Raw genomic sequence first — 20,944 nt, forward strand, 5'->3', positions numbered from 1 at the left:
GGTGCGGCTCAGCCCGGCAGGCCCGTCGTGCGCAGGGTGAGGTTGAGGCGGCCGGCGGTCAGACCGGTGGCCGGGTCGCCGGTGCCGGGGTGGACCTTGGGGACGCCGTGGTAGGCGTAGCGCGACGGGCCGCCGAAGACGAAGAGGTCGCCGGACTCCAGCAGGACGTCGGTGTAGGGCCTGGTGCGGGTGTCGGGGTTGCCGAAGCGGAAGACGCAGGTGTCGCCGATGCTCAGGGAGACCACGGGTGCGTTCGCCCGCTCGTCCTTGTCCTGGTGCATGCCCATCGCGGCGGCCCCGTCGTAGAAGTTGACCAGCGCCGTGTCGGGTGCGTAGGAGGCGCCGGCCGCCGGGTCCTGGTAGGCGTCGGCGACCGCGGCGCGGCCCAACTCGGCCAGCCAGGACGGAAAGGCGGCGACCCGGGCGCCGTTCACGTCGGGCGCGGTGCGCGAGTAGGCATACGGGCGCCAGTGCCAGCCCACGCAAACCGTGAGAACTGACATCACGCCGCCGCGCGGCAGCCGGGTGTGCCGCATCGGCACCGGCCCGCGCGCCCATTCCCGGCAGGCGGCGACCAGTTCGCGCTGCCGGTCCAGGTCGAGCCAGCCGGGTACGTGGACCGCGCCGGGTGCCGGGCTGCTGCGCGGGCGGGGGAGCAGCGCGTTCACGACGGGGCGTCCGCGCGCTGCTGGTCGCGCAGGTGGGCCTGGGTGAGGGACAGTTCGCCGTGCAGCACGCGCGCGGCGAGGTCGGCGTCGCCCGCGGCGATCGCCTCCACCAGGGCCGCGTGCGCGGCCTCGCCGTGCTCCTCGTCATGGGCGCGGACGTCCATCAGGCCGAGCAGCGCGAGCATGTTCTCCCTGAGCACCGGCGCGAACTCGGCGAACAGGTCGGTCAGGACGGGGTTGTGGGCGGCGGCGACCACCTCGCGGTGCAGGGCGATGTCGGCGTCGATGAAGGCCGCACCCGGGCCGTCGGGCGGCGCGCTCCCGCCGGGGCCGGGGTCCGCGCCATGGTCCGCCGAGCCGTGGTGCGCGCCATGGCGCGTCGAGCCGTCGTCGTCCACCGGCCCGGCTCCCGCCCCGCGCAGGCCCGCCGCCGCGGCCGCCACCGTCCGCGCCGCGAGCGCGGCCCGCAGGGCCGCCACGTCCTCGGGCGTCCGCCGGGCCGCCGCGATCCGGGCCGCCTGGACCTCCAGCAGCACCCGCACCTCGTACACGTCCGACAGGGCCGCGCGCCGCAGCCGGGCCGGCCAGTCCTGGACCGGGCGGTCAGCGATCACGAACACCCCCGCGCCCTGCCGGGTCCGTACCATCCCCGCGCCGGCCAGCGCCCGCAGCGCCTCGCGCACGGTCGAGCGGCCCACGCCCAGCAGGGCGGCGAGCGTGGTCTCGCCGGGCAGCTTCGTGCCCACCGGCCACTGGCCGCCGGTGATCTGCTCGCGCAGCCGCTCCGCCGCCTGCTCCACCAGCGGGCTGGGCCGCAGTGAACCGAGCGTCATCGCCGTCTCCCACCTCTCCGTCCGCCCCTCGTGGCGCCGACTCTATCGGCCGCGCCCACCTCTCAGCTTGTCTGAGGACCTGAGAGGTGGTTACAGTGGCCGCCATGACGCAGCGGAGCCTTCTCCTCGGCCGCCGCGGCGGGGCCTGAGGGACCGGCACCCCGCCGCGGGGTTTCGTGCTGCCGGTCGACCACCGGCGACCACGAAGAGGAACAGCCCCAGCATGACCACGCACCCCGCGAACCACCCGCGCGGCGGCGCCCGCCCGGGCGACCCGCACCCCGCGGCCGAGACCGCCGGCGCCCCCGCGCCCACGCTGCGCACCCCGGCCGGCCCCGTGCCCGCCGGCGCCCCCTGGTGGAACCCGCAGCGCGGCAGCGCCATGCCCTACCACCGCTACCGCCCTGCCCGGGAGCGCGTCGAGGTGCGCACCTCCGGTGGGCGGCACTGGCCCTCCCGCCGGATCGACCGGGCACCGCTGTGGGTGCCGGTGGACCTGCGCGACGGCAACCAGGCGCTCGCCGAACCGATGGACCCCGCCCGCAAGCGCCGGATGTTCGACGTCCAGGTCGCGATGGGCTTCAAGGAGATCGAGGTCGGCTACCCCTCGGCCAGCCGCACCGACTTCGACTTCGTCCGCCACCTCGCCGAGTCCGGCGCGGTGCCGCAGGACGTGACCCCGGTGGTGTTCACCGCCGCCCGCGCCGACCTGATCGAGCGGACCTTCGCCTCGATCGCGGGCCTGCCGCGCGCCGTGGTGCACCTGTACACCGCGACCGCGCCGGTCTGGCGCGAGGTGGTGATCGGCCGGGAGCGGGCCGCGCTGCGGGCGCTGATCGAGCAGGCGGCCGGCCTGATGGCCCGGCTCGCCGACCGGCGGCCCGGCGTGCGCTTCCAGTTCTCACCCGAGGTCTTCAACCTCACCGAGCCCGACTTCGTCCTGGAGGTGTGCGACGGCCTGACCGAGCTGTGGGACGCCTCCCCGGACCGCCCGGTGATCCACAACCTGCCGGCCACCGTGGAGATCGCCACCCCCAACGTCTACGCCGACCAGATCGAATACATGCACCGCCACCTCGCCCGCCGGGACGCGGTGATCCTGTCGGTGCACCCGCACAACGACCGCGGCACCGGCGTGGCCTGCGCCGAACTCGCCCTGCTGGCAGGCGCGCAGCGCGTCGAGGGCTGCCTGTTCGGCAACGGCGAGCGCACCGGCAACGTGGACCTGGTCACGCTCGCGCTGAACCTGCACACCCAGGGCGTCGACCCGATGCTGGACTTCTCCGACATCGACGCGATCCGCGCCACCGTCGAGCACTGCAACCGCCTGGCGGTGCCCGGCCGCCACCCCTACGTCGGCGAGCTGGTGCACACCGCCTACTCCGGCACCCACCAGGACGCGATCAAGAAGGGCCTGGAGCACCACGCCCGCCGCGCCGCCGAGGCCGGCCGGCCCGCCGCGCAGATGCCCTGGGACGTGCCCTACCTGCCGATCGACCCCGCCGACCTCGGCCGGGACTACGAAGCGGTGATCCGCGTCAACAGCCAGTCGGGCAAGGGCGGCATCGCCTACCTGCTCAAGGACCGCCACGGCCTGGACCTGCCGCCCGCGCTGCGCGCCGACTTCTCCCGGATCGTGCAGGCCGCGGCCGACGACAGCGGCGAGGAGATCACCGCGCAGGCGCTGGGGGAGCTGTTCGCGGCCGCCTACCTCGCGCCCGCCGACACCGGGCCGCTCACCCTGACCGGCTGGCACGCCGCCGAAACCACCCCGGGCCGCCACGAGTTCACCGCCGTCCTGCACGACGGGAGCGCGTCGCCCACCGGCTCCGCCGGCCGTACGATCACCGGCGCCGGCAACGGCCCGCTGTCCGCGCTCACCGACGCGCTCGCCACCGCGGGCATCCCCGTGCACATCGAGCACTACGCCGAACACGCCACCGGCCCCGGCCCGGACAGCGCCGCGGTCGCCTACGTGCGGATCGGCGCGGGCGGGGAGAGCTGCTGGGGCGCCGGACGGGACACCTCGGTCCTCACCGCCTCGGTCCGCGCGGTGCTGTCGGCCGTCAACCGCTCCCGCCGCGCCGGCGCGGCGGCGTAAGGCGCCCGGCCCGCAGGCCGCTCCCGGCCGCCGAAGCCCTCGGGCCGCTCAGGTCCAGCCCAGGGCCGCGGACAGCCGGGACAGCGGGGAGCCCAGGCCCCAGCGGTCGGCCAGCGCGCCGAACGCGGCCGGGTCGGCAGGATCGGCGGGCAGCGCCGGGTCGAAGGCGGGCAGCGGGACGTCGGTGGCGACCCGCACCACCTTCGGCGCGACGTCCAGATAGGGCGCGGCCGCCAGGATGTTGCGGCGGCGGGCCGGCGTCAGCTTCGAGAACGGCTCGCCGGCCGCCGCCCGCACCCCCGCCAGGTCGCCGTAGAGGGTGACCAGTTCGGCCGCGGTCTTCTCGCCGATGCCCTTCACCCCGGGCAGCCCGTCACTCGGGTCGCCGCGCAGCGCGGCGAAGTCCGCGTACTGCTCCGCGCGGACGCCGTACCGCTCCTCGATCGCCCCGCCGTCGATCACGTCGCAGTCGCCGACGCCCTTGCGCGGGTAGAGCACGCGCACCCCGCGCGCGTCGTCGACGAGCTGGAACAGGTCGCGGTCGCCGGTGACGATGGCCACCGGCGCCGCGGCGCCGGTGGCGAGGGTGCCGATCACGTCGTCCGCCTCGTAGCCGGGCACGCCGACGCGGGCGATGCCGACCGCGTCGAGCACCGCCTCGATCACCGGGACCTGCGGGGACAGGGTGTCCGGGACCTCCTCGGTGCCCGCCTCGGCGTCGGCCACGCGGTGCGCCTTGTACGAGGGGATGAGGTCCACCCGCCACTGCGGCCGCCAGTCCGCGTCCATGCACGCCACCAGCGCGGCCGGCGCGTGGTCGGCCACCAGCCGGGCGATGAAGTCGATCAGCCCGCGCACCGCGTTGACCGGGGTGCCGTCGGGCGCCCGCACCGACTCCGGCACCCCGAAGTACGCGCGGAAGTACAGGCTCGCGGTGTCGAGCAGCAGCAGTTCCCCACCGGTACGGCCGCCGCCGCCGGGCTTCACGTTCGTCACGCGGCCAGCATCGCACGCACCACCGACACCCGGCCGTACCCCGGCCCCGGGACCGGACACGAGCCCCCGCGGGGCCGGGCCGAGGGGCGTGACCTGGATGTGACCCCTGTCCTTACAGGATTCTCATCCTGGGGCCATAAGGTGACGCCGTGACGACGACGACCCCGCCCGGCTGGTACCAGGAGCCCGGGCACACAGGCAACGGCCCGGCCATGGAACGCTGGTGGGACGGGACCGCGTGGACGGAGTACACCCGCACGGCACCAGTGGCCCCGACCGCCGGGCAGCAGCCCTACGGCGGCCCGCCCGGATACGCGCCGTACCCCTCGGGCGACGTCATAGGCTCGCCCGGCGGCGGCAACCGGCGCCCGCGGACCGTGGCCATCGCCATCGGGGTCGCGCTCGTCGTCATCGGCGGCATCGTGGCCGCGGTCGTCGCGGTGGGCAACAACAACGGCAGCGACAACAGCGCGACCAGCAGCAACCGCGGGCCGAACGCGACGATGCCGCAGCGCTCCGGCGGGCCGGGGAACCCCGAGCAGAACCCGCAGTCGCAGAACCCGGCGGACCCGAGCCAGCCGACCGACCCGACCAACCCCTCCGGCGGCGACACCGCCGTCGACGTGCTGGACGGCATCAGCCTGCCGGTGCTCGACGGCTGGACCGGCGGCACCACGCAGGACGGCCTCGCCAGCATCTCCACCGGCAGCTACACCTGCCCGGGCGACACCAGCGGCCAGCAGCAGTGCTCGCTGGGCGGCGCCTACTCCGAGCCGGCCGAGGCGCTGAAGGTCACCGCGACCACCGCCGAGGCCGCCGCCAAGGCGGACATCACCGGCAACGCGGCCGAGGCGTACAGCTCCGACACCTACGGCGCGACGACCTCGCACCAGCAGCTCCAGTCCAAGGCGGTCACGGTCGCCGGGCAGAAGGGCTACCTGGTCCGCTGGAAGGTCAGCACCAAGTCCGGCACCGAGGGCTACGTCGAGTCGCTGGCGTTCCCCGCGCCGAGCAAGAGCAGCCAGATCGTCATCGTCCGCTTCGGCTTCGACGTCAGCAGCAAGGCGCCCGGCCAGGACGTCATGGACGAGATCGCCGCGGGTATCAAGGCCGACAGCAGCGGCGCGTCCAGCGGCAGCACCGGCGGCACCGGCGTCTGACGCCCCGCCCCGCCCCAGCGCCGGCGGCCTCCCACCGCCCGGGAGGCCGCCGGCCCCTCACAGGAACGTCTTGCCCTCGCCCCGGTACGTGGGCACCTCCGCCACCACCCGGTCGCCCTCGACCAACTGCAACCGGTCGAAGCGCTCGCACAGTTCGCCCGCCTTGGCGTGCCGGAACCACACCGTGTCGCCCACCAGCAGGTCGTCGGCGGCCGAGCCGAGCAGCGGCGTCTGCACCTCGCCCGGCCCCTCCTGCGGGTCGTAGCGCAGCCCCTCCGGCAGATAGGGCACCGGCAGCCGGTCCGCGCCCGGCGCGCCCGAGGCCGGATAGCCGCCGCCGAGCACCGTGACCACGCCGACCCCGGGCCGCCGCACCACGGGCATCCCGAACAGCGCCGCCGGACGGCCGTGGAAGGAGGTGTAGTTGTCGAACAGCCGCGGCACGTACAGGCCCGAGCCGGCCGCGATCTCGGTGACCGCGCCCTCCGCCGCGGTGGACTGCACACTGCCGGTGCCGCCGCCGTTGACGAACTCCAGGTCCGGCACCACCGCGCGCACCGCCCGCACCGCCTCCGCCCGCCGCGCCGCCAGCTCCCGGCGCGCGGCGGACTGCATCAGCCGCACCGCGAGCGACCGCCCCGGCCGCCCCTTGATCGCGTCGCCGACGCCGGCTATGTGCCCTTCGTACGCCATGATCCCGACCACCCGGAACCCCGGGCGGGCGCCGATCGCCCGCGCGGTGTCGGCGAGCCGCTCGGGCGAGTGCAGCGGCGAGCGCAGCGCGCCGATGCGCAGCCGGCCGCCCAACTTCCGCAGGCTCGTGTCGAGTTCGAGGCAGACCCGGACCGTCTCGGTGCCGCCCGCGCCGCGCGCCGCGTCGATCAGGTCGAGTTGGGCGAGGTCGTCGACCATCACCGTGACCGTACGGGCCAGCTTCGGGTCGGATGTCAGCTCCGCGAAGCCGTCCCGGTCCGCGGACGGGTAGGCCAGCAGCACGTCGGTGAAACCGGTGCGCGCCAGCCACAGCGACTCGGCCAGGGTGAAGGACATGACGCCCTCGAACCCCTCCCGGGCCAGCACCCGTTCGAGCAGGGCGCGGCAGCGCACCGACTTCGACGCGACCCGGATCGGCTTGCCGCCCGCACGCCGGACCAGGTCCGCGGCGTTCGCGTCGAAGGCGTCCAGGTCGACGATCGCCAGCGGCGCGTCGAGGTGTGCGGTGGCCCGGTCGTAGCGGGCGCGGTCGGCTGAGCGCTGGGGCATGACCGCAGCCTGCCAGAACCCTGCTACCGAGCGGTAGACCCGGCGCCCGTGCTCCGAGTGGCAACTCACCCCGCGGCAACCCCGTAGAGTGACGCGCACAATCGACGGGAACGGTCACGAGGGAGTGCCGGGTGAGCACCGGAGTGGACAGCGGGAGCACCCCGCCGGCTTCCTTCCCCACCCTCCATCCGACATCGGGACGGCCGGTGGGCGGTCCGCAGGCGGGGCCGCCCGCGGCAGCCTCGGCGGCAGCGCCGCCGCCCGCCTCTGCGCCCGAACCGCCGAACCCGCCGCCGCCCGGTCCGCCGCTGCACGGGGGTTCAACTCCCGTGCCCCCTCCGCCTGTTGCACCGCCCGCGGCGCCGCCGACCTCCCCGCCCGCGGCGCCGCCCCTCGCACCGCCCCGGCCCGCCGCGCGGCCGTCCGTGCCGCCGCCTTCGATGCCGCCGACCGCCGCGCAGCCCGTGCGGTCCGTGCCGCAGCCGGCGCCGCAGGCGCCCCCGATGCCGCAGGCCGCACCGCCGGCGCCCGCCCCGCGGCCGCCGGTCGACCCGCCGTCGGCGCCCGCGCCCGCGTTCACACCGCCGCCGGTGCCGCCTGCGCCCGCCTACCCGGCCGCTCCCACGTACGCGCCCGAGCCGCCCGCACCGCGCACCTCCACCCGCGGCCGCCGGCTGCTGGCCGCGGCCAGCCTGGTCGTCGGCCTCGGCCTGGTCGGCGGCGCCGTCGCGGGCGCCGCCATCACCCACACCCCGGACCGGCCCGCGCCCGTCGCCGACGGCAGCCCGCAGGCGTTCGCGCAGGCCCGCGACGTGTGGCGCGACACCCCCGTGGACACGCTGTTCCCGCCCACCGTCGACGGCAAGGGCGGCGGGCCCGGCGGCGCCGACCGCTCCTGGACCCGGATCGGCGTGGCCGCCCCCGCCGGCTGCACCGGCGCCTTCGACCCGCTGCTCACGGAAGTGCTGGCCCCGGCCGGCTGCGTCCGCCTGCTGCGCGCCACCTACGTCGACAGCACCTCGACCACCGTCACCACCGTCGGGCTGCTCGTCGGCTCCGGCCAGGCCGCGGCCATGAGCGCGCTGGCCGAGCGGTGGAGCAGCCAGCACCTCGGCGAACGCGCCGACCTGCTGCCGCGCCCCGTCGCCTTCCCCGGCACCCCCGCCGCCGCCTTCGGCGACCGCCAGCGCGGCAGTTGGGACGTCCGGATCGCCGCGGACCTGCCGTTCGTGGTCTACGCCGTCAGCGGCTTCGCCGACGGCCGCACCGTCGCCCAGCCGGACCCGGCGGACAAGGCCGACGCGCAGGGCGCCACCACGCCCTCCGCGCAGGCCGGCCTCGGCTTCGACGCCACCGGGCTCGCCGCCGCCGTCGACGCGCGGGTGCACACCGCCGTCGACGCCCTCCGCCACCCGCAGACCACCACCGGCTCGGAGCACCACGGATGACCCCCGCCGCCGCACCTGGGCAGCGCCCCGCCGACCGCCGTGCCGCCGACCGCCGGGACCGCCGCCCGCGCGCCCTCGCGCGCGCCCTGGCCGCGCTCGCCGCGGCCGGCACCACCGTCGCGCTGGCCGCCGCACCCGCGGCCGCCGACAGCGCGCGGGCCTCCGACTGGGCGCTGTCCGCGCTGCACGCGCAGCAGGCGTGGCAGACCACCAAGGGCGCGGGCGTCACCGTGGCCGTGCTCGACACCGGGGTCGACTCCACCCACCCGGACCTGACCGGCCAGGTCCTGGCGGGCAAGGACGAGGTCGGCTTCGGCGCGAAGCCCGGCGACAAGGCGTGGGCCAAGCACGGCACCGGCATGGCGGCGATCATCGCCGGGCACGGCCACGGGCCCGGCGACGGCGACGGCGTGCTCGGCATCGCCCCCCAGGCCCGCATCCTGCCGGTGCGGGTGATCCTGGAGGACAAGGACCCGCAGCGGCAGAAGGCCAGGACCGACCGCGGCGACGCGCTGCCGGCGGGCATCCGCTGGGCCGTCGACCACGGCGCCGACGTCATCAACCTCTCGCTCGGCGACGACAGCGCCACCGCCGCCCCGGTCGCCGCCGAGGACGACGCGATCCGCTACGCGCTCGGCAAGGGCGTCGTGGTCGTCGCGTCCGCGGGCAACGGCGGCGACGCCGCCGACCGCTCCTCCTACCCGGCCGCCTACCCCGGGGTGATCTCCGTGGCGGCCGTCGACCGGCACGGCGAGCACGCCTCCTTCTCCACCCACCGCTGGTACACGTCGGTGTCCGCCCCCGGCGTCGAGGTCGTCATCGCCGACCCGGACCGCACGTACTACAACGGCTGGGGGACGAGCGCGGCCTCCGCGTACGCCTCGGGCGCCGTGGCGCTGATCCGCTCGGCCTACCCCAAGCTCAGCCCGGCGCAGGTCAAGCAGGTCCTGGAGGACACCACCCGGGACAAGCCCGCCGGCGGCCGCAACGACGAGGTCGGCACCGGGCTGATCGACCCCGCCGCCGCGCTCGCCGCGGCGAAGAAGCTCCGGCCGGCGCCGGTGCTGCCCACCCCCGCGGCCTACCCGCACGCCTACTTCGCCCCCGGCCCGACCACCCCGGCCAAGGCGGCGTCCTCCTCGCAGCTGCTCGCCAACGGTGCGGCCACCGCCTTCGCGGCGGTCGGCGCCGCGCTGATCGCCCTGGCGGCCCTGCTGTACTTCCGGCTGCGCCGCAGCAGCTGACCGCCCTTTCCGTACCCCCGGAGCGCCTCGCCCGCCGAGCGGCCCACCCGGTGACCGCGCACCCGCCGACCACCCCGCGTCCGGCCGCGGGAGCGGCGGATAGGGTGCCGGGGTGGCGTTGAAGAATATTCCGGACCCAGGGTTCGCGACGGACGACGGCTCGGCGGACCCGGCCCTGGCCCAGGCGCTCGCCGCCTACGCGGCCGACCGCGCGACCGACGCGGACGTGGTCGCCGCACTGCACGGCGCCCGGCTGCTCGTCCCGGTGGTGGCGGTGCTCGGCGAGGCCGAGACCGGGCCCGACGGGCTGGCCCGGGAGAAGAGCAGCGACATGGCGGTGCCGACCATCCAGGCACCCGACGGGCGCCGGGCCCTGCCCGCCTTCACCTCCACCGCCGCCCTGGCCCGCTGGCGCGCCGACGCCCGGCCGGTCGCGGTGCCCCTGCACCAGGCCCTCCAGGCGCTCGCGCACGAGAAGGCGGACACCCTCCTCATCGACATGGCCGGGCCGGTGGCCTACGAGCTGACCGGCGCCTCCCTGCGCGCCGCCGCGGCCGGTCCGGCCAGGACCGACCCGCTGGCCGACCCCGAGGTCCGCTCGGCGCTGCGTGCCGCGGTCGCCGCCGCACCCGGCATCGCCCGCGCCCACCTCACCCCCGGCGGGGCGGCCTCCGACGGCACCCTGGGCCTGGTGCTCGCCCCGGACGCCGACGTGGCTGCCGCCGCCCGCCGCGTGGCGGAGGTCCTGGCCGCCGACGAGACCCTGCGCGCCGCCCTCGTCCAGGGCCTGGACCTCGCCGTCCTCCCGCCGACCGCGAACCCCCCGGGGGAGCCGCTCTTCACCCGCTGAGCGCGCCGAGACCGCCGCTCGTCACCGGGCGCCCGAGACATCTCGCCCGGATTTCGCCGGAGTGCCCCGAGATGTGGGGTTCGCCCATTGCGGTGACAATGCAAAGGGCAGTGGTCCTCTCGTTCGAGGAGGCACGATGGACCGGCGACGTCTCACCGCGGCGGACGTGACGAACTACCGGCTCAGCGACCCCCGGGCCGTCGGCTGCGAGTTCGTCGGCACCCTCGCGCTCGTCTTCTTCGCGGTCGGCGCGGCGGTGGTGTCGGGGGCGTACATCGGCACCCTGGGCATCGCGCTGGCCTTCGGGTTCGTGCTGCTGGCCATCGCCTACGCGATCGGGCCGATCTCCGGCAGCCACGTCAACCCCGCGGTGACGCTCGGGATGCTGCTCGCCGGGCGGATCGAGCTGCGCCGGGCGGTCGAGTACTGGGTGGCGCAGTTCCTCGGCGCGATCGTCGGCGCCGCGCTCCTGCTGCTCGTCGCCGACCAGGTGCCCGGCTTCAGGCGGCACGGCGCCTTCGGCACCAACGGCTACGGCACGCGCTCGGCGGTCGGCATCAGCATCTTCGGCGCGTTCGTCGCCGAGGTGATCCTCACGTTCCTGCTGGTCTACGTGGTGCTCTCGGTGACGCACCGGATCGCGGTGGTCGGCTTCGACGGGCTGGCGATCGGCCTGGCCCTGGCCGTGATCCATTTGGTGGGCATCCCGCTCACCGGCACCGGCGTCAACCCCGCCCGCAGCCTCGCGCCCGCGCTGTTCGCCGGCAGCCCGGCACTCACCCAGGTGTGGCTCTTCCTGATCGCCCCGCTGGTCGGCGCGGCGATCGCGGCGCTCGTGCACCAGGCGACGCACCCGGCGATGGCCGCGGTGAAGGCCGCCCGCGCCGCCGCGGTGGAGGAGGAGGCCGCCGCCCGCACCACGGAGGAGGGTCCCTGAGGCGGGCGGCCGATCCCCGCCCGCGGTCAGCCGTAGACCGGACCGGTGAACTTCTCGCCGGGGCCCTGGCCGGGCTCGTCCGGCACCACGGACGCCTCGCGGAAGGCGAGCTGGAGGGACTTCAGGCCGTCCCGCAGCGGGGCGGCGTGGAAGGAGCTGATCTCCGTGGCGCTGGCGGTGACCAGCCCGGCCAGCGCCTGGATGAGCTTGCGGGCCTCGTCGAGGTCCTTGTGCTGCGCGCCCTCCTCGGCCAGCCCCAGGTTCACCGCGGCCGCGCTCATCAGGTGGACGGCCACCGTGGTGATCACCTCCACCGCGGGGACGTCCGCGATGTCGCGGGTCAGGTCGTCGAAGCCGGGCCCCGTGGTGGGGGTGTCGGCCGCGGGGGAGGCGGCCGGGCGGGAGGCTGGTGCGTCGCTCATGGCCGCCACGATATGCCCCGTCCGGCCGATTACGGCCCTCGGGCCCGCGCTGCTATGCTTGGACAACGACCGGTCGGACATCAGCGTGTCCGGCCACCAAGTGGAGGCTCCGAACTCCCACCTGCTCGGCCTGTCGGCCGAGGGGTCCCCGGTCAGACGGCTTCGGTCGGTGCGTCGCGCGCCCGGCCTTCGCCGTCCGATGCGCCCCGCGGAATAACGCGGCGGTGCTCCCGGTTGTGAGGAGCCCGCCTGTGTGCCGTACGGGGCGTTTCTGACGTTCGGGCACGGTGCACAGGGTAGAAGCAGAAGAAGACCCGAAGCGCGGCTGTCGGCCAGTCAGTCGCGTCGTGCAACCGAGGAGGCCCCATCAGCGCCGAGCCCCGCATCAACGACCGGATTCGCGTTCCCGAGGTGCGACTTGTCGGTCCCAGTGGCGAGCAGGTCGGCATTGTGCCGCTTGCCAAGGCCCTGGAGCTTGCGCAGGAGTACGACCTCGACCTGGTCGAGGTCGCGGCGAACGCCCGTCCGCCCGTGTGCAAGCTCATGGACTACGGGAAGTTCAAGTACGAGTCGGCCATGAAGGCCCGTGAGGCGCGCAAGAACCAGGCGCACACGGTCATCAAGGAGATGAAGCTCCGGCCGAAGATCGACCCGCACGACTATGACACCAAGAAGGGTCACGTCGTCCGGTTCCTCAAGCAGGGCGACAAGGTCAAGATCACGATCATGTTCCGCGGTCGTGAGCAGTCCCGCCCGGAGCTGGGCTACCGCCTGCTCCAGCGGCTCGCGGAGGACGTCCAGGACCTCGGGTTCATCGAGTCGAACCCGAAGCAGGACGGCCGCAACATGATCATGGTCCTCGGTCCGCACAAGAAGAAGACCGAGGCCATGGCCGAGGCCCGCGAGGCCCAGGCCGCCCGCAAGGCGGGCCGCCAGGGTGACGACGGCGACACCGCCGACGAGCAGTCGCAGGTCGAGGCTCCGGCCGACGCCGGCTGACACCGCGGTTCGAGAAGGACCCCGCAGGCCGCCCGCCCGGGCGGCTTCGGGTGGTAAGAGCAGAACTGACGCTCCCCGTACGCCCTCCACCGGGCGCCCGGGAGGGCCAGCGACGAGGAGACCACGGCGCCATGCCGAAGAACAAGACCCACAGTGGTGCGAGCAAGCGCTTCAAGATCACCGGCTCCGGCAAGGTGCTTCGCGAGCGTGCCGGCAAGCGCCACCTGCTCGAGCACAAGCCGTCCAGCAAGACGCGCGCCCTGACCGGCACCGTCGAGGTTGCCCCGGCCGACGCCAAGAAGATCAAGAAGCTTCTCGGCAAGTGAGCCGCGCGCCCCCGACCGGGGCGCGCGGTCCGATCCGGGACCCCCATCGCTTTCGGACCGCGTGACGAATACCGCGGTCCCGCAGAAGGAGTTATCAAGTGGCACGCGTCAAGCGGGCAGTCAACGCCCAGAAGAAGCGCCGGGCGATTCTTGAGCAGGCCAGCGGTTACCGCGGTCAGCGTTCGCGCCTGTACCGCAAGGCCAAGGAGCAGGTCACCCACTCCCTGGTCTACAACTACAACGACCGCAAGAAGCGCAAGGGCGACTTCCGGCAGCTGTGGATTCAGCGGATCAACGCCGCTGCCCGTGCGAACGGCATCACCTACAACCGCTTCATCCAGGGTCTGAAGGCCGCCAGCATCGAGGTGGACCGCAAGATCCTGGCCGAGCTGGCGGTCAACGACGCGCCCGCGTTCGCCGCGCTGGTCGAGGTCGCGCAGAAGGCGCTGCCGTCGGACGTCAACGCGCCGAAGGCCGCGTGACGCTGCGCTGGGCTCAGCCGGAGTGACGGTGCGCGGGTCTGCAGGCGGTTTGCCGTCTGCGGGCCCGCGGTGCGTTTCCCTCCGGGGTGGGTTGTGCCGGCGGTGGCGGGACCTTCCTCGGGTCGGTGGCCGGTCGCGCAGTTCCCCGCGCCCCCCGAGTACCGCCGCCCGTGGCTTCCCGCGCAGTTCCCCGCGCCCCCGGACAACCCCGCCCGTCGATGGAGAGAGAGCAGCCCGCGTGAGTACGCCCCCGACCGAGCTGAGTTCGTTGCGGTCCACGCGGGTGGTCGCGGCCCGCAGGCTCGGGAAGCGGTCGTTCCGGGCCAAGGAGCGGCGGTTCCTCGCGGAGGGGCCGCAGGCGGTGCGGGAGGCGGCCGCGCATCCGGGCGGGCCGGACGGCAGGACACTGGTCGAGCTGTACGCCACCGCGGAGGCGGCCGAGCGGCACCCCGACATCGTGGCGGCGGCCCGTGCCGCGGGAGCGCCCGTGCTGACCGCGACCCCCGAGGTGGTCGCCGACATCTCCGGCACCGTCACCCCGCAGGGCCTGGTCGGGGTCTGCCGGTTCCTGGACACCCCGTTCGAGCAGGTGCTCGCCGCCCGGCCGCGGCTGGTCGCGGTGCTCGCGCACGTCCGCGACCCCGGCAACGCCGGCACCGTCCTGCGCTGCGCCGACGCCGCCGGCGCGGACGCCGTGGTGCTCACCGACGCCTCCGTGGACCTGTACAACCCGAAGGCCGTACGGGCCTCGGCGGGCAGCCTCTTCCACCTGCCGGTCGCGGTGGGCGTACCGGTGGAGACGGCCGTGGCGGGCCTGCGGGCCCAGGGCGTACGCGTGCTGGCCGCCGACGGCGCGGGGGAGCGGGACCTGGACACCGAGCTCGACGAGGGCCGGATGCTCGGGCCGACCGCCTGGGTCTTCGGCAACGAGGCGTGGGGGCTGCCCGAGGAGACCAGGGCGCTCACCGACGAGGTGGTGCGGGTGCCGATCCACGGCCGGGCCGAGAGCCTCAACCTGGCGACGGCCGCCGCGGTCTGCCTCTACGCCTCGGCGCGGTCACAGCGCACATCCGCGGGGTGCCGCGGTGTCACCTCCAGCTAGTAGGGTGGCCGGTCCGGGCCCGGAGAGGGGGGTGGCTGCGTTGGACGTGATGCCGCAGCACGGCGTACGCGGCGGATCGGCCGCGCTGCCCGACGGCGCGTCCCCGTACGCCCTGGGCATCGATCCCGACGACCTGCCCGACGGGCTGGTGGTCGCCGACGAGCACGGGCAGGTGGTCTGCTTCAACGCCGCCGCCGCCCGGATCACCGCGCTGAGCCCCGCCGACGTACTCGGCCGCCCGGTGGAGCAGGCGCTCCCGCTGGAGGACCTGGACGGGCGCCGCTGGTGGCAGCTGACCGACCCGTACGGAGGGCTCGCCATCCGCTCCGCGCAGCCCGAGCGGAACCTGCTGCTGCCCGGCGGCCGCGAGGTGCTGGTCTGCGCGCGGTACGTCCGGCAGGTGCCGGGCGGGCCGGTGCGGCGGCTGGTGGTGACGCTGCGCGGCACCGAGGCGCGGCGCCGTACCGAGCGTTCGCACGCCGAGCTGATCGCGACCGTCGCCCACGAGCTGCGCTCCCCGCTCACCTCGGTCAAGGGCTTCACCAAGACGCTGCTGGCGAAGTGGGAGCGGTTCACCGACGACCAGAAGAAGCTGATGCTGGAGACCGTCGACGCCGACGCCAACCGGGTCACCCGGCTGATCGCGGAACTGCTCGACATCTCCCGGATCGACTCCGGCCGGCTGGAGGTGCGCCGCCAGCCGGTGGACATGGCCGCGGCCGTACGGCACCACGTGGACGCGCACGTCGCGGCCGGGCAGAGCGCGGAGCGGTTCGCGGTCAAGGTGCCCGGGCCGCTGCCGGCGCTGTGGGCCGACCCGGACAAGGTCGACCAGATCCTGGGCAACCTGCTGGAAAACGCGGTGCGGCACGGCGAGGGGACTGTCACCATCGAGGTGACCCGCGCCGCCGGCCCGACCGGCGACGACCGTACGACGGAGGGCACGGCGGTCACGGTGAGCGACGAAGGCCCCGGCATCCCCGAGGAGTCGATGAGCCGCGTCTTCACCCGTTTCTGGCGGGGCAGCAAGCGCGGCGGCACCGGCCTGGGCCTGTACATCGTCAAGGGCATCGTCGAGGCGCACGGCGGCACCATCAGCGTCGGGCGGGCGCCCGGCGGCGGCGCGGAATTCCGATTTACCCTGCCCGTCGGGGCCCCCGCCTACCTGGCCTGAGCGGCCGCCGGCACCAGACGGCACCCAACGGACCGGGAACAGCGCGCGGAAGCCGCCCCGACGGGCGCCGCCGTCACCGCCCGCCGGCCGCCACCACCCGAGCGGCCCACGGCCGCCACCACGGCCGTAGCAGGGCGCGACCGCCACGGCCGATAGACTCGTCCTTCGGCACGGGTCCGGTCGGGCAAGATCCTCCCCCGGAGGCACCGCCTCGGGGTCACCGCCACAGCATCCGCATTCGGAACGGGAAGAGATGTCGGCACCGAACAAGTCGTACGACCCAGTCGAAGTCGAGGCGTTGCAGCCGGAGCAGATCGAGCGGATGCGCGACGAAGCGCTCGCCGCGATCGCGGCCGCCGCCGATCTGGACGCCCTCACCCATGTCAGGACCGCGCACGCGGGCGGCGGTTCGCCGCTCGCGCTGGCCAACCGCGAGATCGGCGCGCTGCCCCCGCAGGCCAAGGCCGAGGCCGGCAAGCGGGTCGGCCAGGCCCGCGGCCAGGTGAACAAGGCGCTCACCGCCCGCCAGGCCGAGCTGGAGGCCGAGCGCGACGCGCGGGTCCTGGTCGAGGAGGCGGTCGACGTCACGCTGCCCTACGGCCGGGTCCCGGCGGGCGCCCGCCACCCGCTGACCACCCTCAGCGACCGGATCGAGGACATCTTCGTCGCCATGGGCTACGAGGTCGCCGAGGGCCCCGAGGTCGAGGCCGAGTGGTTCAACTTCGACGCGCTGAACTTCCCGCCGGACCACCCGGCGCGCGACGCCCAGGACACCTTCTTCGTCGCCGGCCCCTACGGCTCCGAGGCGTCCGGGATGGTGCTGCGCACCCACACCTCCCCGGTGCAGATCCGCGCGCTGCTCGCCCGCGAGCTGCCGGTCTACGTGATCGCGCCCGGCCGCGTCTACCGCTCCGACGAGCTGGACGCCACCCACACCCCGGTGTTCGCCCAGGTCGAGCTGCTGGCCGTGGACGAGGGCCTGACCATGGCGGACCTGAAGGGCACCCTCGACCACATGGTGGTCGCGCTCTTCGGCGAGGGGATGACCACCCGGCTGCGGCCGAACTTCTTCCCCTTCACCGAGCCGTCCGCCGAGATGGACATGCTCTGCTACGTCTGCCGCGGCGCGTCCGTCGGCAACCCCGACCGCCCCTGCCGCACCTGCTCCTCCGAGGGCTGGATCGAGCTGGGCGGCTGCGGCATGGTCAACCCGAAGGTGCTCGTGGCCTGCGGTGTCGACCCCCAGAAGTACAGCGGCTTCGCCTTCGGCTTCGGCATCGAGCGGATGATGATGTTCCGCCACAACGTCGAGGACATGCGAGACATCGTCGAGGGTGACGTGCGCTTCACCCTTCCGTTCGGGATGGAGATCTGATGCGGGTCCCGCTTTCTTGGCTGCGGGAGTACGTCGACCTGCCGGCCGGCACCACCGGCCGCGACGTCCAGGCCAAGCTCATTTCCGCCGGTCTCGAGGTCGAGACCGTCGAGCGCGTGGGCGCCGGGCTGCAAGGGCCGCTCGTGGTCGGCCAGGTGCTGACCATCGAGGAGCTGGAGGGCTTCAAGAAGCCGATCCGGTTCTGCACCGTGGACGTCGGCAAGGCCAACGGCACCGGCGAGCCGCAGGAGATCGTCTGCGGCGCCCGCAACTTCGCGGTCGGCGACAAGGTCGTGGTGATCCTGCCCGGCGGTGTGCTGCCCGGCGACTTCCACATCTCCGCCCGCAAGACCTACGGCAAGGTCTCGCACGGCATGATCTGCTCCGCCCGCGAGCTGGGCATGGGCGACGACCACGACGGCATCGTGGTGCTCCCGCCCGAGCACGAGGCCGGCACCGACGCGATCAGCCTGCTCGAACTCGTCGACGACGTGCTGGACATCGCGGTCACCCCCGACCGCGGCTACTGCCTGTCGCTGCGCGGGGTGGCCCGCGAGACCGCGACCGCGTTCGGGCTGCCGCTGAGCGACCCCGCGCTGATCGACGTGCCCGCGCCCAAGGAGGGCGGCTACCCGGTGCAGGTCGCCGATCCGGCCGGCTGCGACCGCTTCACCGCCCGCACCGTCACCGGCGTCAACCACGAGGCCCGCTCGCCGATCTGGCTCCAGCGCCGGCTGCAGAAGGTCGGCATGCGGCCGATCTCGCTCGCCGTGGACATCACCAACTACGTGATGTTCGAGGTCGGCCAGCCGCTGCACGCCTACGACCGGACCCGGCTGACCGGCCCGATCGGGGTGCGCCGCGCCGAGGCCGGCGAGAAGCTGACCACCCTCGACGGCGTCGAACGCGTCCTGGACGCCGAGGACCTGGTGATCACCGACGGGTCCGGGCCGATCGGCCTGGCCGGCGTCATGGGCGGCGCGCACACCGAGATCGCCGACTCCGGGATCGACTCCGGCACCAGCGAGATCGTCATCGAGGCCGCGCACTTCGACCCGGTGTCGATCGCCCGCACCGCCCGCCGCCACAAGCTCGGCTCCGAGGCGGCCCGCCGCTTCGAGCGCGGCACCGACCCGCAGGCCACCGCGGCCGCCGCACAGCGCGCCGTGGACCTGCTGGTGCTGCTCGCCGGCGGCACCGCGGAGCCCGGCGTCACCGACGTCGCCGTGCCGGTGCAGCCGCGCACCGTCGCGATGGCCGCCGACCACCCCGACCGGGTGGCCGGCACCGCGTACGGCCGCGAGACGGTGGTCCGCCGCCTCCAGCAGATCGGCTGCCACGTCACCGGCTCCGACGAACTGGTCGTCGCCGTGCCGAGCTGGCGCCCCGACCTCGCCTTCCCCAACGACCTCGCCGAGGAGGTCATCCGGCTGGAGGGCTACGAGAACCTGCCCTCCACCCTGCCCAAGGTGCCCTCGCAGCGCGGCCTGACCGACTCCCAGCTGCTGCGCCGCCGGATCGGCCGCGCCCTGGCCGGCACCGGCTACGTGGAGGCGCCGAACTACCCCTTCGTCGGTGCCGACGTCTTCGACGCGCTCGGCCTCGACGCGGACGACGCGCGCCGCCGCACCGTACTGCTGGCCAACCCGCTCTCCGACAACGAACCGGCGCTGCGCACCACCCTGCTGCCCGGGCTGCTCGGCGCACTGCGCCGCAACCACGGGCGCGGCAGCCACGACCTCGCGCTCTTCGAGACCGGCCTGGTCTTCCACCCCAAGGACGGCGCCGGCACCCCGCCGCGGCTGCCGGCCGACCGCCGGCCCACGCCCGAGGAGATCGCCGCGCTGGAGGCCGCGCTGCCGGAGCAGCCGCGGCACGCCGCGGTGGTGCTCGCCGGGTCCCGTGAGCTCGCCGGCTGGTGGGGCCCGGGGCACCAGGCCGGCTGGGCCGACGCGATCGAGGCGGCCCGCACGGTCGCCCGCGAGGCAGGGGTCGAGCTGATCCTGCGGCAGGACCAGCACGCGCCCTACCACCCCGGGCGGTGCGCGGCCTTCTACGCCGTCGCCCCCGACGGCACGGAGGTCCTGGTCGGCCACGGCGGTGAGCTGCACCCGCGCGTCACCAAGGCGCTCGGCGTGCCCGAGCGCACCTCCGCGATGGAGGTCGACCTCGACCTGGTCGAGTTCGCCGGTGCCGGCCGCCGGCCGACCGGGCCGCGCGTGTCCACCTTCCCCGTCGCCACGCAGGACGTCGCGCTCGTCGTCGCCGCCGACGTGCCCGCCGCCGAGGTCGAGGCCGCCCTGCGCGAAGGCGCCGGTGAACTCCTGGAGTCGCTGCGGCTCTTCGACGTCTTCACCGGGCCGCAGATCGGGGAGGGGCGCAAGTCCCTGGCGTATGCGCTGCGCTTCCGTGCGGCTGATCGGACCCTCACCGCCGAGGAGGCGTCCGCCGCCCGCGAAGCGGCGGTCGCCCGCGCCGCGGAGCGTACGGAGGCGGTGCTGCGGGGCTAGCTAGCTGGACCCTCCGGGGTGGGTGGTTCTGCCGGTTGCGGGACCACCCCCCGGTGGGGGGCTTGCGCTCCGTTCTCCCCCAGGGCTTCGCCTGGGAGGGACCCCCACGCGCCCCTTTGGGGCGCCCTCCTTCTGCGGGAGGACCCGCATCCACCGTCCACCCGGGTGGGATGGGGGCGGGGAGGGTGTGGAGGGGGGCGGTGGGGGACATGGTGGGGTGGTGGACGAGGGTGCGGAGAAGGGCCGGGCGGCGCCGACGGTCGTGGTGGACGACCTGCATGTGGTGTACCGCATCCATACGGCCTCCGCGGGGCGCGGCAGCGCGGCGACGGCGCTGGCCCGGATGCTGCTGCGCCGGGGTTCGCCGAACGTCCACCTGGTGCACGCGGTGCGGGGTGTGTCGTTCGTGGCGTACCGCGGGGAGGCCATCGGGATCATCGGCTCGAACGGGTCGGGGAAGTCCACCCTGCTCAAGGCGATCGCCGGGCTGCTCCCGGCCGAGCGCGGCCGGGTCTATACCGAGGGCCAGCCGTCGCTGCTGGGGGTGAACGCCGCGCTGATGAACGACCTGACCGGCGGCGTCAACGTGGTCCTGGGCGCGCTGGCGATGGGCATGGACCAGGAGGAGGTCGAGGCCCGCTACCAGGAGATCGTCGACTTCTCCGGGATCAACGACAAGGGCGACTTCATCTCGCTGCCGATGCGGACGTACTCCTCCGGGATGTCGGCCCGGCTGCGGTTCTCGATCGCGGCGGCGAAGAACCACGACGTGCTGATGATCGACGAGGCGCTGGCCACCGGCGACCGGGCGTTCCAGAAGCGCTCGGAGGAACGCATCCGGGAGCTGCGCGAGGAGGCCGGGACGGTCTTCCTGGTGTCGCACAACAACAGGTCCATCCGTGAGACGTGCGGCCGGACCCTGTGGATCGAGCAGGGCGAGCTGCTCATGGACGGCCCCACGGACGAGGTCGTGGACGCGTACGAGAAGGGCTGAGCCCCCCGCCGCCGACGTATTCGGACGGGCGTACGGCGGGTGAATCCCGCGGGATCGCGG

General features: G+C 74.8%; 19 protein-coding genes. 14 read left to right on the forward strand and 5 right to left on the reverse strand.

The features are described from left to right. Positions 1 to 8: 8 nt before the first annotated feature. Both WA788_RS11255 and WA788_RS11260 read right to left on the reverse strand, forming a co-directional pair. On the reverse strand, positions 9 to 668 hold the full coding sequence (locus WA788_RS11255) for an alpha-ketoglutarate-dependent dioxygenase AlkB family protein (protein ID WP_335975427.1): 660 nt from the start codon (positions 666 to 668) through the stop codon (positions 9 to 11). Further along, positions 665 to 1,501: a FadR/GntR family transcriptional regulator gene (locus WA788_RS11260; protein ID WP_335975430.1), complete on the reverse strand. Its 837-nt coding sequence runs from the start codon at positions 1,499 to 1,501 to the stop codon at positions 665 to 667. The genes WA788_RS11255 and WA788_RS11260 overlap by 4 nt, the downstream gene beginning before the upstream one ends. Positions 1,502 to 1,724: 223 nt before the next feature. Between WA788_RS11260 and WA788_RS11265 the strand changes: the two genes are divergently transcribed. Next, positions 1,725 to 3,602 carry a 2-isopropylmalate synthase gene (locus WA788_RS11265; RefSeq protein WP_335975434.1) on the forward strand — a complete coding sequence of 626 codons (1,878 nt, stop codon included), beginning with the start codon at positions 1,725 to 1,727 and terminating at the stop codon, positions 3,600 to 3,602. Between the two features lie 48 nt (positions 3,603 to 3,650). Here the strand turns inward: WA788_RS11265 and WA788_RS11270 are convergent, their stop codons facing one another. Continuing rightward, on the reverse strand, positions 3,651 to 4,550 hold the full coding sequence (locus WA788_RS11270; protein WP_335976252.1) for a 5'-3' exonuclease: 900 nt from the start codon (positions 4,548 to 4,550) through the stop codon (positions 3,651 to 3,653). A 197-nt stretch (positions 4,551 to 4,747) separates the two neighbouring features. Between WA788_RS11270 and WA788_RS11275 the strand changes: the two genes are divergently transcribed. Beyond that, complete coding sequence (locus WA788_RS11275; protein ID WP_335975439.1) at positions 4,748 to 5,758, forward strand: DUF2510 domain-containing protein; 1,011 nt, start codon at positions 4,748 to 4,750, stop codon at positions 5,756 to 5,758. Positions 5,759 to 5,815: 57 nt separating this feature from the next. On the opposite strand, the gene WA788_RS11280 is transcribed toward WA788_RS11275, so the two are convergent. Beyond that, positions 5,816 to 7,021, reverse strand: coding sequence for an amino acid deaminase/aldolase (locus WA788_RS11280; RefSeq protein WP_335975443.1), 1,206 nt, complete (start codon positions 7,019 to 7,021; stop codon positions 5,816 to 5,818). A 473-nt stretch (positions 7,022 to 7,494) separates the two neighbouring features. Here WA788_RS11280 and WA788_RS11285 point away from each other — a divergent pair, with 473 nt between their 5' ends. The 4 genes from WA788_RS11285 (at position 7,495) to WA788_RS11300 (ending at position 11,500) form a co-directional block, all read left to right on the forward strand. Further along, complete coding sequence (locus tag WA788_RS11285; RefSeq protein ID WP_335975448.1) at positions 7,495 to 8,469, forward strand: hypothetical protein; 975 nt, start codon at positions 7,495 to 7,497, stop codon at positions 8,467 to 8,469. Beyond that, the gene (gene mycP, locus WA788_RS11290) at positions 8,466 to 9,713 is read left to right on the forward strand and encodes a type VII secretion-associated serine protease mycosin (protein WP_335975453.1); all 1,248 of its coding nucleotides are present in this window, start codon (positions 8,466 to 8,468) and stop codon (positions 9,711 to 9,713) included. Before WA788_RS11285 ends, mycP begins: the two co-directional genes overlap by 4 nt. 112 nt (positions 9,714 to 9,825) lie before the next feature. Further along, entirely contained in the window at positions 9,826 to 10,563 is a 738-nt protein-coding gene (locus tag WA788_RS11295; protein WP_335975456.1) for an SseB family protein, read from the forward strand. A gap of 136 nt (positions 10,564 to 10,699) precedes the next feature. Next, positions 10,700 to 11,500: an MIP family channel protein gene (locus WA788_RS11300; RefSeq protein WP_335975460.1), complete on the forward strand. Its 801-nt coding sequence runs from the start codon at positions 10,700 to 10,702 to the stop codon at positions 11,498 to 11,500. A gap of 26 nt (positions 11,501 to 11,526) precedes the next feature. On the opposite strand, the gene WA788_RS11305 is transcribed toward WA788_RS11300, so the two are convergent. Beyond that, complete coding sequence (locus WA788_RS11305; protein ID WP_335975465.1) at positions 11,527 to 11,922, reverse strand: DUF1844 domain-containing protein; 396 nt, start codon at positions 11,920 to 11,922, stop codon at positions 11,527 to 11,529. A gap of 366 nt (positions 11,923 to 12,288) precedes the next feature. Between WA788_RS11305 and infC the strand changes: the two genes are divergently transcribed. From infC to WA788_RS11345, 8 genes are all read left to right on the forward strand, one after another. Then, positions 12,289 to 12,921: a translation initiation factor IF-3 gene (gene infC / locus WA788_RS11310; protein ID WP_335976254.1), complete on the forward strand. Its 633-nt coding sequence runs from the start codon at positions 12,289 to 12,291 to the stop codon at positions 12,919 to 12,921. Between the two features lie 131 nt (positions 12,922 to 13,052). Further along, positions 13,053 to 13,247: a 50S ribosomal protein L35 gene (gene rpmI, locus WA788_RS11315; protein ID WP_103886374.1), complete on the forward strand. Its 195-nt coding sequence runs from the start codon at positions 13,053 to 13,055 to the stop codon at positions 13,245 to 13,247. A gap of 98 nt (positions 13,248 to 13,345) precedes the next feature. Beyond that, positions 13,346 to 13,729: a 50S ribosomal protein L20 gene (rplT, locus tag WA788_RS11320; protein ID WP_335975471.1), complete on the forward strand. Its 384-nt coding sequence runs from the start codon at positions 13,346 to 13,348 to the stop codon at positions 13,727 to 13,729. A 238-nt stretch (positions 13,730 to 13,967) separates the two neighbouring features. Further along, entirely contained in the window at positions 13,968 to 14,831 is an 864-nt protein-coding gene (locus WA788_RS11325) for a TrmH family RNA methyltransferase (RefSeq protein WP_335975476.1), read from the forward strand. Between the two features lie 49 nt (positions 14,832 to 14,880). After that, positions 14,881 to 16,005 (forward strand): sensor histidine kinase, encoded by a 1,125-nt coding sequence (locus WA788_RS11330; RefSeq protein WP_335976257.1) that lies wholly within the window; start codon positions 14,881 to 14,883, stop codon positions 16,003 to 16,005. 253 nt (positions 16,006 to 16,258) lie between these two features. Further along, positions 16,259 to 17,380: a phenylalanine--tRNA ligase subunit alpha gene (pheS, locus tag WA788_RS11335; protein ID WP_335975478.1), complete on the forward strand. Its 1,122-nt coding sequence runs from the start codon at positions 16,259 to 16,261 to the stop codon at positions 17,378 to 17,380. After that, positions 17,380 to 19,890, forward strand: a complete 2,511-nt coding sequence (gene pheT / locus WA788_RS11340; RefSeq protein WP_335975481.1) for a phenylalanine--tRNA ligase subunit beta — start codon at positions 17,380 to 17,382, stop codon at positions 19,888 to 19,890. The genes pheS and pheT overlap by 1 nt, the downstream gene beginning before the upstream one ends. Before the next feature lie 220 nt (positions 19,891 to 20,110). Next, a complete protein-coding gene (locus WA788_RS11345; protein ID WP_335975485.1) occupies positions 20,111 to 20,884 on the forward strand; it encodes an ABC transporter ATP-binding protein in 774 nt (257 codons plus the stop codon). The last annotated feature ends 60 nt before the right edge of the window (positions 20,885 to 20,944 follow it).

This window comes from Streptomyces sp. CA2R106 (assembly GCF_037034245.1).
In the GTDB taxonomy this organism is placed as follows: domain Bacteria; phylum Actinomycetota; class Actinomycetes; order Streptomycetales; family Streptomycetaceae; genus Actinacidiphila.